The sequence below is a fragment of the Veronia pacifica genome (genome assembly GCF_001707825.1).
GTDB lineage: Bacteria > Pseudomonadota > Gammaproteobacteria > Enterobacterales > Vibrionaceae > Veronia > Veronia pacifica.
Map to the genome: position 1 here is coordinate 1 of NZ_LYBM01000074.1, position 12,607 is coordinate 12,607.

Below are 12,607 nucleotides of genomic sequence, written 5' to 3' on the forward strand. Positions count from 1 at the left end.
AACACTGTTTCTTGGTCATCGGCATTTGGTGATAACAAGGTGGCGAGCTGGCAAAGTAGCTCGACAGAAAAGGGTTGTGACTTCGCCTCCCAGACAGCCTCATGAAGATTCATCACCTGCAGTGCCAAATGTTCAATATCTGATTCAGCTTCTTTGTCCGTCTGTAAAAAGTGTTCAACGGCGGCGCAGTCCATGTCTGCATGATCAAGTTGCACAGAATATATCGCTTCACGTCGCCAACGTGAGAGAAGCGACTCTCTCACATTATCCGCGTTTAATAGTGCGGGGTTCATAAGCAATAAACTCACCGCATCTTTGCTGGTGAACCTATCAATATTTGACAGGCAATGTTGGATTCGTGGCGTCACCATCATACGGTGAGAAGGGCCACTCTGTGCTATGTGTGATGCAGAGTATGATTGTTTTCGGTCATTACAAAATACTGGAAAGACGTTAATACTGTGTTGTTGTCTTGCCCGACGAGTCATGATCCACGCTGTTTCCGCACTCAGGTGGCTTGGCACTCTCGTCTTGAACGATGCGTAATCCAAATAATGTAAGTCGTTGTCAAGAGGGCGTAAAAAAGCACTGTATTCATCGTTAACCAATGAATCAAACAACATGTTCAATTCAGCGAGTGAACCATGATTGACTTGTGGAGGCTTGCTCACCATTATCCGTTACTCATGACTTATCTTTTTCTAGCTTAGCCAATCATCTCGTAATGTGTTTTATGTGATACTTAATTTCGTATTCTGTAACTCACTGAAAATCAGTATGTAAAGTCTGGATAAAGAGACTATCAACTTAATTAGGTCGGGTATCTGCATTGCTTACACTCCACTGATACACTAGCCTTTGAGATCAAAAGAATATGCTTTGGGTCAAAACGGACGTTTTACCGAAGATAGCATCAACCAGGATGGTATATGGTCTCTCTTGTTACTCCCTATTTGGCGAAAATTTTTCTTAGTCAGGCACTGCAAAAAGGGAGCTGGCATAGTGTCGAGTTTTTCAGGAGAGCGAAAGGAAGGAGACGAACAGCCACCCTTTTTCTCTCGATAGATGATCCTTACAGTTATCTTTTACTGCAAGTTTTACCGAAGTTACAACAACGATATGATTTTACCGTTGAGTTCAGAACAGTGCTCAATCGACAGTCAGATATGTTTCCGGCATCGTTGCTATGGGATCAAAATGCATTTAACGATTGTCACTTCACCGCTGATCTTTACCAATTATCTTTTCCCACCCACCCGCCTGAGAAAACAGTAGAGCTGAAAAAAGAGGTGACAGCGCAGTTACTGCATTGTGAACTCCAGCCGGGATACCTGGATAATGCACAGCGACTTTTTGATGCTTATTGGTTCGATGAGACAGAGCGCCTTAATTCTATAGTCAGCCCTGTGGTTCAAGGAGCAGTAGACTGTTATCGCCAACACCTTGAGAGCAACGAGAAACTCTTGCTGCAAAAGAATCATTATCTGAGTGGCAACCTACATTACGGGGGAGAGTGGTATTGGGGTATTGATAGACTGCTGTATTTTGAGCAGAGAATGAATGCTATTGGTGCCAATCTGACCGAAAATAACAAAGTTTGCTTCAATAGAGCGAACCAAGAGAGCGCGCTCATCGCTGTTGCCAACTCACGGCAGCTTGAGAACAGTGATCAAGAGAGTACTTCCTCTGAATTGGAAATGTTCTGGTCACTACGAAGCCCCTATTCTTACCTCGGTCTTGTCAAAGCCAAAGAACTGGCTGAGAGGTTCGACATCTCACTGGTCATCAAGCCTGTGTTACCAATGGTAATGAGGCGCATGCAAGTGCCGACCAATAAGAAGTTATACATCATTAAAGACGTCAAGCGAGAAGCGGTGGAGCAGCATACAGACTTTGGGCTGATTTGTGATCCCGTTGGTTTGGGGGTTGAGAGGTGTTATGCCCTTTACAATTTTGCTCAGCAGCAGGGCAAAGAGATTGAATTTGCCGAATCATGTGCCAGAGCTGCCTGGGCGAAAGGCGTCAATTTGGCAGGTGGCAAAGGACTGCAGAAGATTGTGGAATCGCTTGGTATGAGCTGGAAGGATGCTACTGAACATCTGGATGATGATAGCTGGCGCTATTGGGCTCAAGACAACTTACTGGAATTGTATCAACGAGGACAATGGGGGGTGCCGACCTTCAGTTATGGCGATCTCACCGTGTTCGGTCAGGATAAATTGTGTCGAATTGAGGCAGAGTTGTTGGTAATGGCAAATAATAAATGAAAGAGATTGCCTGATTAGTGCTACACTTTTTAATTTTCCTCAGCGTTTCTTGCGCTTGATCGTTTTAAGTGAAAATTATTTCAATCATTTTTTTCTTTTAAATACAGAGGTATAGGATTAATTAAGTTCATTCATAAACACCCTGTCCTCCGTTAATTCCCCATCGTTACCTGTCAGTAATTCTGTTTTAACTATCTGTCGTTCTCACCTGACTTTAACATCGTAAATGAAACGAAAATGTTAATTGCTTGTATTTGCGATGTGTTGTTTTTATCGGAAAAAGGAAGTCGATATGAAAATCCTCTGTGTACTTTATGATGATCCAACAACAGGAATGCCCGAGAGCTACGCGTTAGAAACCTTACCCGTTATTGAAAAATATCCAGACGGTATGACGTTGCCGACACCAGAAAAGATCGATTTCAAACCCGGTGAGTTGCTTGGCTGTGTGTCTGGAGAGTTAGGGCTACGTAAATTCCTCGAAGACGCTGGCCATACGCTGGTGGTTACATCGGACAAAGACGGGGATGATTCAGTTGCAGCTAAAGAACTGGTCGATGCTGATATTGTTATTTCTCAGCCATTTTGGCCTTTCTATCTGACGAGACAGCGCATTGAAAGTGCGCCTAAGTTGAAAATGGCGATCACAGCAGGTATCGGCTCTGACCATGTTGATCTTCAGGCAGCCATGGATCACAACGTAGATGTGGTTGAAGTAACCTACTGTAACTCCATTTCTGTCTCTGAGCATATCGTTATGATGATCTTGTCCATGGTTCGCGATTATCATACTCAGCACGCTATTGCGAAATCCGGAGGATGGAACATCGCAGATGCGGTCAAGCGTTCATACGATGTCGAGGGGATGCACATAGGTACAGTGGCGGCAGGTAGGATAGGCTTGTCAGCGCTTCGAAAAATGAAACCGTTCGATGTTCATCTGCATTATTTCGACAGGCACCGACTCTCTGCCGACATTGAAGAGGAATTGAACCTGACTTTCCATGATTCGGTAGAATCACTGGTTGCGGTATGCGATGTCGTGACAATAAATACGCCTCTCCACCCTGAAACAGAAAATCTGTTTGATGAAGTGTTGATTTCGAAAATGAAAAAAGGAGCCTACATTATCAACACAGCCCGGGGGAAAATTTGTAACCGTGAAGCGGTTGCAGCAGCTCTCGAATCTGGGCAACTTAGTGGATATGCAGGAGATGTTTGGTTTCCGCAGCCGGCTCCCAACGATCATATCTGGCGGACGATGCCACACCACGGCATGACACCTCACACATCGGGCACCACACTCTCAGCACAGGCAAGATATGCAGCCGGTACCCGCGAAATTCTGGAATGTTTCTTTGCAGATAAGCCAATCAGGGACGAATATCTTATCGTTCACGGTGGCGATCTAGCCGGAACAGGTGCGCATTCATATAGCAAAGGAAGTGCAACCAGTGGGTCTGAAGAAGCGCAGAACTACAAAAAGTGAGGTGTTCACTGTTGTAGAATAACACCTTTCAGGGCCACGTGATGTGGTCCTGTTAGTTTAGATATCACAAGCTTTTCTCTCATTAAAAACCTCTCTGTCTTCAAAAACCGCCCTGTCTTCAAAAGCCTCTTTATTTCCCAAAACCTCTATGTCTCCAAAAGCCTCTCTATCGTCAAAAGCTATTCCAATCTGAATTTGTTTTCACGACTTTTGATTATCTGTAAATACGATAAATATGAGTTAACTCGAAAGCCCATTAAAACAAAGAAGTAACAAGGCATAACAGTGATATATCTGGTGAGGTCCTGCCCAATATAACCTCTTCGGTATTTTGTCATGCGGCTGGATTTTTCAAATCAATAAACAAGGATGTAGAGTGAATAATATTGTTGAACAGGCCATTACATTGTATCGCGACGGTCAAAGTAATGAGGCTGTTGGCCTACTTTCTGGCTATTTAACCGACCCTGAATGGGGAAGTCTGGCACATTTCCATACTGCGTTCGCCTATGACCGTCAGGGTGACGAAAAAAAGGCAATTCCGCATTATCGTCAGGCTCTTCTTGGCTCTTTGAACCGTAAGGATAGGTTTGATGCCCTGTTGGGCCTTGGCAGTAGCTTGCGTTGTCTGGGTGAGTATGTTGCTGCTACGGAGACATTTGAATTGTTATTATCCGAATATCCGGATTCTCAGTCTGCTCAACCCTTTTATGCCATGTGCTTATACAATACGGGCCGGGGAAAAGAGGCCTGTCAATTGCTGATGAAGTTGTTGCTTGCGACGACTGATAACCAAGAAATCAAAGCTTATCAGGCTGCACTCGCTTTATATGCAGAAGATCTGGATCAAACATGGATTGACTAATCCAACAGGAGAAAACGACGAGATGCAATTTTTAACCGACGATCTTTCCTCATCAGATGTTATTCAACTATTAACAGAACACATGACTGACATGCATACAACGTCGCCGCCAGAGAGTTCCCATACGCTCGATTTGTCTGGTTTGAAGCATCCGTCAGTGCGTTTTTGGGTCTGTCGATCAGGAGACAAGGATAATACCTTGCTTGGTTGTGTGGCATTGAAATATCTGAAAGAGGGGCATGGTGAAATTAAGTCGATGCGAACTGCGTCGAGCCAGCGTGGGAGAGGAGTGGGCAGATATATGCTGGAACAGCTAATGGCTTTTGCTCAGTCAGCAGGTTATTCGGAAATAAGTTTAGAGACTGGCACCCAGCCTTTCTTTTATCCGGCCCATCAGCTTTATCGAAATTTCGGCTTTCAGGATTGCCCGCCATTTGCAGATTACCAACCTGATCCTCACAGCAGGTTTATGCATTTTTCTTTTTAGCCTTTATCGGGCCTTGCCCGAACGTCAAAATGAGTGCTCCAACAACATGAAAGTAGTAGAAAATAGTAAGGCCACACTACAGTGCCAGCACACTGATCCTTATCTTTATCGACAATTAAATGCAGACGATTCGAGCGCGTATCGCGCCATTCGGTTGGAATCACTCAAGCAATACCCTCAGTGTTTCGGCTCTGACTATCAACAACAACACTCGCTTGAAAAGCTATATTTTGAACAAAAGCTTGAAGAGGCGTGTGATGATGTAGCGATGTTCGGCGTGCTGAACGATGACCGACTGGTCGCTATTTGTGGCGTTGCATTCAGATCTGCTCTGGTGGACGACTCAGCAGAAATTATTCAAATGTATGTTCAAAAAGATCATCAGGGCAGGGGACTGGCAAAGGGGCTACTTGCGGAGATCGCTCAGGTTTGTCAGACAAAGCAAATTAGCTATCTGGTACTTGAAGTCGAAAGAGCAAACTCTCCGGCATACCTAACGTATTTGTCAGCAGGCTTTGTTGGCCTCTCTTCAGCCGCTGATAACGGAACCGACCCGGATAACGGGGAAACCCAGCCGCTCTTGATGAAAAAGCCTCTGGCTGTTTAGTCATTTATTTTACTTCTGATCAATACCTTTCACTCTCCACACAGAAAAAACCCGCTCAATATTGAGCGGGCGAGAAAGCGTTGAGGTTATTTTTTGGGTTTAAGGTTTCCCCAAGGATTATTGTTATCAGGTTGTCGGCCTGCTTCTCTCTGAGCTGGTTTTTTGTTTACAGATGCTGGCTTGTAGTCGTTGCGTTGAGAAGAACGGCTCGACGGCTTTTTGCTTCCCTTGTGCGGTTTGTTGTCCGTTTTTGGCGTTTTATGGTTCTGGCTTATCCGGTTTTTATCTGTGCCAGACTCTCGTTTGTTCTTTGGAACGTAATTGAGAATAGACACTGGTACCGGTTTTCTTGGCGCAAAACCTTCGATTTCGCGTCTCTCAATCAGGTGACCGATACGGCTTTCTATCGCACAAAGGTTTTTGAAATCATCTTTTGATACAAACGAAATCGCTTCACCCTTGGCTCCCGCACGACCAGTACGGCCTATACGGTGAACATAATCATCGGCAGGAAACGGTAAATCATAATTGACGACCCGGCTCAGCTCGTCAATATCAATGCCTCGTGCAGCAATGCCAGTCGCAACAATGAATTGTATTGCTCCAGATTTAAAATCGGCCAATAGTTGCTCTCGCACAGCCTGGCTTCTGCCACTGTGAAACGATTCAGCCTTGATTCCGCGTTTTTCAAGCTGAGTGACCAGCTTGGCCGCACCATGCTTGGTTTCGATAAAGATCAAAGCCTGCTGCCACTGATTCTCAGTGATCATATGGCTGAGTAATGCCGATTTTTTATCTTTGTCGACGGTTGTCAGCCATTGCTCGATTTGAGGTTCGACAGTGTTGTCGGCAGTGACCGAAATCTCAACAGGCTTATCAATGGCGGTCTTTGCTAAAAAACGGACTTGCTGAGAAAGGGTGGCTGAAAACAGCAGGTTTTGACGCTCAGCAGGCAGCCTCTCCATAATCTTGTTGATATCTTCGATAAAGCCCATGTCCAGCATTCGGTCTGCTTCATCAAGTACCAACATTTCAAGTTCATCAAAATGAACAGCACGCTGAGACATCATATCCAGCAGTCTGCCGGGTGTAGCCACCAGCACATCAACACCTTCGATCAAGCGTTGTTTCTGGTGATCAATGCGAGAACCGCCGTACATGGCAAGAGAGGTCAGCGGCAAATGTTTACTGTAGAGAGCAATATTTTCTTCAACCTGGATCGCCAGCTCTCGGGTAGGCGTCAGTATCAGAGCTCTGACTCTTTTTTTACGTCGGGTTTCTGAGCCACTGAGTTGTTCCAGAATTGGCAGAATAAAACTAGCGGTTTTTCCCGTACCCGTCTGCGCCGCAGCCAATAGATTTTTTCCCTGTAGGATCACTGGGATTGCTTTTTCCTGAATTGGCGTTGGTGCGGTATAGCCCAGTTCAGTAACTGCATTGATGATTGGTGAGCTTAAGCCGAGTTGTGAAAATAAAGACAGATTTGAATGAGTCATGGGTCGAAAAAGATAACCTATGAAAGAGGTAAACCCTCTTTTTAATGAATGGATTGCCGTAAAGCCGCGTTGGGTTTGTACAGTAAAAGCGCGCTTGAACAAAGTGGCTGAGCGAAACAGGCTTTCAGCACTTGTGCCGGATAAGTAACCTTATCCAGTTCAGAGGCACGAAGTATCCTACAGTCAGCGACCGAGATGCAAGATATATCCTGTTAGGCAGGGATTGAACGAGCCCGGACAGAGCTCGATGAGAGATGAGGAGAAAGTGAGCTTGCATTCAGTCAATCGGACGGTTAACGCAATTGGTTTTCTTCTTTACGCATCTGGCAGGTATCTGTCGTTATCGATTGTACTTCATCTTGTTTAGCTGTTCTTTGAGCTCATGGGTTTTGTCCAAATCGATATGATGAATGTTTGCCAAAGCACAGACGTAGTACAAAACATCATACAACTCTTCTGCGATTGACCCCTTTAGCTGATTTGCCGCAGGTTGTCCGCTATTACCTTTCCGAATTGCCTCTGACAGTTCGCCGACTTCTTCAATTAATTTTAAAAAATAATGGTCTGCCAGTTGAGGCGCGTGATCGAATGATTTTATGTGTTTTTGTAGTTCAGATAGTGTCATGATGTCTTCTCTCTGTTTGTCCTCACTACAGAGATTGGCAGCGTCCTGTTTTGCTGCTGCAAGTGCATGTTCAATTTTCTGTTTATGCTGCTCTTCCCATTGAGACAAGGTGATATTTGTTTCTACTTGCCACTTCTGTTTTGCGAGTTTGAAAACATGTTCAGCCTGTGATTGAGGAATTGAAACAATTCCCTCGGCGTCAGCAACAATAATGTCTCCGGTATGTACAGTGACTCCGCCACATACAACCGGTGTATTGGGCAAGGTATATTTTTCTTTTTTACCCGGCACAGGAAAGATCCCTTTGGCATAAACAGGAAACTGCATGTCTGTTATTTCTTCCAGATCCCGGATCACGCCAGCAATCACAAATCCCTTAATTCCGCGACGTTGAGCGACCGCACAGACGTTACCTCCTGCAACGGCATGCTGACAATCAACACCATCCACAACCAGAATTGATCCCTTTGGCGCATTGTAGATAGCGGAGTGCAACATCAGATTATCGCCGGTTGCCAACTGGACCGTGTAGGCGGGGCCTGAGATTCGCGGCATATCGCACCAGAGCGGTTTAATTGAATGATCAAAAAAATGCTCCCGGCCGAGTACATTGCCGTAGTCTGTTGTCGCTAAGTCAGAGAAGCTCATATCTATTTCTGAAGTTTGCATCGTGTTGTCCTTAACAAATCGGCGCCCTGTTTTCGGTGGTGCTAAGCCGCTAAGCCGCTAAGCCGCTAAGCCGCTAAGCCGTTGAGCCGTTGAGCGGTAAAGAAATAAAGCAGTAAAGCTGACGGTGTGTAAAAAGCCGCCAGCTTTAGGTAGGTAATTAAAGGCCCTGCGTAGCAGGCTCAGGTTCTGGCTGACGTTTTTCCACCTGAATATATAGCCAGATGGTTAACGCACAAAGCAATGCACAGCCAGCAAACAGCCAGTCTGGTAAAAAGCTCTCGACAACAATACCACCCAGAAGAGGGCCGAAAGCAAAGCCCAGCGCACAAAGTCCAGTTGCTCCGAAGTAAGAACCTCTTAAATGTGGTGGGGCAAGATGGTCTATCTGCACCCCCAGTGTCGGGAAAGCAATGACTTCACCCAGACTAAGAACAAAACATGCAATCAACCATCCTGCTGGGAAATCTGCTGGCGTGACGATAAAGCCAATTTGAGCCAGTCCCATCAAAGCCATACCGATGCGGGTGCGTTGGAACAGCGGTATATGCTCCATACGTTTCAGCAAAGGAAACTGAAAAACAATGATGGTAATGGTATTGACGAGAACCAGACTGGCGATCAGTGAGGCTGCATCCGCAATATCTGAGCGAACAATGACCTGAGGGAGCGATGACTCCAACTGGGAGTAGACAAACATCATGAGAAAGTTAGCAACCAGAAGTCGGGTAAAGATTTTATCATTGCTAATAACTCTTAGCGTTGCTTTAAAGTTGGGCAATGCTGAGGTTGTCGGGCTGTTTGCAGGCGGTTTTACATTGATACAGCTAAAAATCCAGCCCGCATAGATCAGGTAAGTCGCGCCAGTGATAAAAAACAGATTCTGAGGCTGAGCCAACGCCAATGTTATGCCAATCAGTGGTCCGAGTGCGCCACCAAGGTTAAGAAGAAAGTACCTGATATTCATCGCCAGCTCGCGGTCTTTCATATCGACAAGATTGTCACCCAACACTGCTTTGGCTGGTGCCTCAATCATCGGTCGCATTAGGCCAGTCAGCAAGAGTAAAACATAAAAGTGCCAAAGCTGATCGGCAAGTCCAATGCCAATGTAAGCGAAAGTAGCGATCAACGCGCCGAGGGTCATAATACCGCGACGCCCGAATTTGTCTGACAGATAGCCTGAGTAAAGCCCGGTGATCGAGCCTACGATGGCAGAACCCGCGATCATCGCCCCCACTTCCACTGCCGAGGCATCAAAGTCCTGATAGAGAAAAACGATCAGGAATGGCCACGCCATAAAGTATGAGGTTCTGGCGAGCAGTGTTCCGATAAGAACAGCCCATACTGATAGGTTAAATCGCTTTATTCTGGTGATATCAAATAAACTTTCTTTCTTTTTCAATAGCCTTACTCCTATTCACCGAAAAACGACGTGTTTTTCTATATTTTCTGACTATATGACTGGGTAAATGAGATTAATAGCGTGTAGATTAATGTTTTTAAGCAGATTTTTCTTGCTGCGTGTCAGTTCAAAATATTGTGATAAATCACATTAATTTGTATTAGAAAATCTATTTGTCACCATAAGTTCGACTTATTCTGCGGCTTTTTATGCAGGGAGAGAGATTTCACGGGACAAGAGAGAATCAGCCGATTGTTGAGATTTCTGAAATGTACTTACTGTATGGTTTAACAATAACTCGGTGTGTCTTTCGAAATTTGCACCATTTCGGTGGTATTTTTATTCTATTTTCTGAGTGTAAAGATAAGATTTATACCAACGGCATAAAATTAGAGATTTGGGGCAGGGTAAGAATGGGAGGAAAGGCAAACGTTTACCACTTTACTAGCGGTGTACAGTCACTGAAACAATCACTCTGATCTAGATTTGAAACCCTCTCTTTGCGGAGAGATCTGCTCAACGGGGTTGCCTATTACTTCGCACGCCATTTCTAAGCGCCCTTTTATGTTGCTACCACTCTTTTAAATGCTTTCCGTGCAGCTCATACCAGCGTTCGATTAAATCAGAGAGTCTACGGTTATCGCTTCTCTGGCCCTTCCACGGCTCATTGTCCACCTGCTTCATCGTATACAGCTCAAAAGCGGCCGCCTCGCCTTTAGTTGCGAACCTTTTGCGTACACGCATACCGAACGCACCGTTCGGGTAACACTCACAGAGCCAGGGCTTTTTGTTGCCGTCTTTCAGGTTTCGGATAGTCATGGGTGATGGTTAAAGTGCTATTTAAATAAACAGTGGTGGGAAAGGTTATTGCAGACAAGAGGTTAGAGGAGTAAGTGTGAAGTGAGTAAAAAACGGGCAGCATCGCTACCCGTTCAATGAGAAATTAACTCTCAGTTTCTTTGTCTTCTTCAGTTTCAGGCAAAGCAACTTGAAGGTTCAAATCATCGGCAAGCTTGTGAATGTCTTTATGGTCCTCAAAGAAGTCAACCACTGTATTTATTTGCCCTAACTTCTCTCCCTCAAAGTTGTCTTTGAAATAATCGGCTAGCTCTGAAAACTGCCAACTGATGTCCTTATGTGAAGGAATGCTTGCAATTGCACCAAAAGCATCCTGAATAGTGCAGTTATCAAGCACAAATCTTAGGAATTTCATTACAGCTAAGAACTCTAAATTACCATCTGAGCTAGTGGTTTCTTCAACCTTCCTAATGCTATTTAACGCTTGCTCGGGTGGTTCGATAAGTATTGAAATCTCAGCTTTGCCAGCGAGCGAACCAGTTACCAGTCTTTGAATCTCAGTATTATCATTATCAGCAAATGTCGAAATCACGTCATCATAAGTTGCAATCTGAAGTTCTGGCGTGGGCAAAGTAATGGCTGTGTTGTACATGGCTTTAGCGACCTGTACTTGAATCTCAGGATTATGATTATCAGCAAACTTGGCAATAGCTTTATCGTAGGTTGCAATCTCGAGTTTTGACGTGGCTGATATAATTGCCTTGTTGACCATGGCTTTAGCGACCTGTGCTTGAATCTCAGGGTTATGATTATCAGCAAACTCAGCAATAGCTTTATCATAGGCTTCCATCTCGAGTTCTGATGTGTTTGATATAATTGCTTTGTTAACCATGGCTATAGCGACTTGGACTTGGATTTCAGTGGTATTGTCGTCAGCAAAGATATTGATGAGTTCATCATAGGCTTGAATTTCAAGCTCCGTTTCAGAGTAACAAAAAGCCTTCGCGAACATTATCTTTGCTTGAAGGGTCTTTTCTTCATCGGTTACAAATTCAAAATCACTGAGGGCTTTATTGAACTGTTCGAGCGCTTTGGTTGGTTCGGTTTCCACTAATGAGATTGCAGATTGATACCAATCTTCAGGCGTCTTTTTCGGTTTAAAGCGTATTCGCTTTTGTAGCTCATTGAGTACATCCTCTGAGACTGATTTATTCTCAGTGATATCCTTCACAGCCTGCTGAGTGAGCGATGAAATATGTTGTCGCTCTTCCTCCGCCAACTGTTTCTGGCTCTCTAACTCATCGTGAAGATTCTGGGTCGCTTTTCTGGCTTTTTCGAGAAGAGTGGCAATTTCGCCTTTCATTCTCTCCTGCTCAGCTTCAACTGGCTTTAAAAGTGTTGCCGCATTCTCAGAGATAAACTCATCCATTTTCTTTTTAGCTACGTCTTTTGCTTTCAACGTTGCACCAATGAGTGAAGCTAGACCAGCCAATGCGGCGAGCATTGTAAAGAGGATGCCCCAATAATTTGTCGAGCTGCTTATGTCACTTACGCGAGTATCAAAACTGCTTTGTAGCTTTTCAAAGCCTTCTATCACTTTGCTTTGTTCGGTCAACTTCGTGTTGATATTGACCAACTGGTTTTCTAACTTTTTCAGCTCCTCTTTTAGAACCTTACTTTCATCATCGTCAGAGAGATGATTTAACTGCACCTGAAGTTTTGCCATTTCGGTGTTTATTTTAAGCAGTTGATCAAAATAATAATGGTTTGGATTTTGCTGAACGACAGGAACTAAGGCGTCAGGAGATGTTTGATCTTTTTCTGCAATGGCAATGTGAGAGGTGCTAGCAGCCAATAGAGCCGCAGCGCAAAGGGAGACGCGCTTTTTCAAAGGTAGAGCTGACC

Annotated in this window: 12 protein-coding genes and 1 pseudogene; 6 read left to right on the forward strand and 7 right to left on the reverse strand. The window is 44.6% G+C overall.

The genetic code is table 11. From position 1 onward, the window contains the following. Nucleotides 1-674 (reverse strand): hypothetical protein (locus tag A8L45_RS22470; RefSeq protein ID WP_139122459.1); only part of this gene is annotated, 674 nt, incomplete at its 3' end. 255 nt (nucleotides 675-929) lie between these two features. Between A8L45_RS22470 and A8L45_RS22475 the strand changes: the two genes are divergently transcribed. The 5 genes from A8L45_RS22475 to A8L45_RS22495 all read left to right on the forward strand — a co-directional run bounded on the left by A8L45_RS22475 (nucleotide 930) and on the right by A8L45_RS22495 (nucleotide 5,715). Then, nucleotides 930-2,267, forward strand: coding sequence for a DsbA family protein (locus A8L45_RS22475; RefSeq protein ID WP_068905585.1), 1,338 nt, complete (start codon nucleotides 930-932; stop codon nucleotides 2,265-2,267). Between the two features lie 292 nt (nucleotides 2,268-2,559). After that, nucleotides 2,560-3,756: an NAD-dependent formate dehydrogenase gene (locus tag A8L45_RS22480; protein ID WP_068905586.1), complete on the forward strand. Its 1,197-nt coding sequence runs from the start codon at nucleotides 2,560-2,562 to the stop codon at nucleotides 3,754-3,756. 376 nt (nucleotides 3,757-4,132) lie between these two features. Continuing rightward, nucleotides 4,133-4,621 (forward strand): tetratricopeptide repeat protein, encoded by a 489-nt coding sequence (locus A8L45_RS22485; RefSeq protein WP_068905587.1) that lies wholly within the window; start codon nucleotides 4,133-4,135, stop codon nucleotides 4,619-4,621. Continuing rightward, nucleotides 4,587-5,108, forward strand: coding sequence for a GNAT family N-acetyltransferase (locus A8L45_RS22490; RefSeq protein ID WP_432416296.1), 522 nt, complete (start codon nucleotides 4,587-4,589; stop codon nucleotides 5,106-5,108). The genes A8L45_RS22485 and A8L45_RS22490 overlap by 35 nt, the downstream gene beginning before the upstream one ends. A 46-nt stretch (nucleotides 5,109-5,154) precedes the next feature. Continuing rightward, nucleotides 5,155-5,715, forward strand: coding sequence for a GNAT family N-acetyltransferase (locus A8L45_RS22495; RefSeq protein ID WP_068905589.1), 561 nt, complete (start codon nucleotides 5,155-5,157; stop codon nucleotides 5,713-5,715). A gap of 86 nt (nucleotides 5,716-5,801) precedes the next feature. Here the strand turns inward: A8L45_RS22495 and A8L45_RS22500 are convergent, their stop codons facing one another. Then, the gene (locus A8L45_RS22500; RefSeq protein ID WP_068905590.1) at nucleotides 5,802-7,211 is read right to left on the reverse strand and encodes a DEAD/DEAH box helicase; all 1,410 of its coding nucleotides are present in this window, start codon (nucleotides 7,209-7,211) and stop codon (nucleotides 5,802-5,804) included. Nucleotides 7,212-7,230: 19 nt separating this feature from the next. Here A8L45_RS22500 and A8L45_RS25580 point away from each other — a divergent pair, with 19 nt between their 5' ends. Next, nucleotides 7,231-7,359 carry a hypothetical protein gene (locus A8L45_RS25580; protein ID WP_281181540.1) on the forward strand — a complete coding sequence of 43 codons (129 nt, stop codon included), beginning with the start codon at nucleotides 7,231-7,233 and terminating at the stop codon, nucleotides 7,357-7,359. Between the two features lie 192 nt (nucleotides 7,360-7,551). On the opposite strand, the gene A8L45_RS24780 is transcribed toward A8L45_RS25580, so the two are convergent. The 5 genes and pseudogenes from A8L45_RS24780 to A8L45_RS24790 form a co-directional block, all read right to left on the reverse strand. Next, nucleotides 7,552-7,836 carry a MazG nucleotide pyrophosphohydrolase domain-containing protein gene (locus A8L45_RS24780; protein ID WP_175402068.1) on the reverse strand — a complete coding sequence of 95 codons (285 nt, stop codon included), beginning with the start codon at nucleotides 7,834-7,836 and terminating at the stop codon, nucleotides 7,552-7,554. A gap of 39 nt (nucleotides 7,837-7,875) precedes the next feature. Next, nucleotides 7,876-8,490 (reverse strand): annotated as a pseudogene (locus tag A8L45_RS24785) (RraA family protein); the annotation flags it as partial. Between the two features lie 172 nt (nucleotides 8,491-8,662). Beyond that, on the reverse strand, nucleotides 8,663-9,904 hold the full coding sequence (locus A8L45_RS22510) for an MDR family MFS transporter (protein ID WP_068905592.1): 1,242 nt from the start codon (nucleotides 9,902-9,904) through the stop codon (nucleotides 8,663-8,665). A 570-nt stretch (nucleotides 9,905-10,474) separates the two neighbouring features. Beyond that, a complete protein-coding gene (locus tag A8L45_RS22520; protein ID WP_068905594.1) occupies nucleotides 10,475-10,723 on the reverse strand; it encodes a site-specific integrase in 249 nt (82 codons plus the stop codon). A gap of 124 nt (nucleotides 10,724-10,847) precedes the next feature. After that, nucleotides 10,848-12,607: hypothetical protein (locus tag A8L45_RS24790; protein WP_217492209.1), on the reverse strand; the 1,760-nt coding region annotated here is incomplete at its 5' end.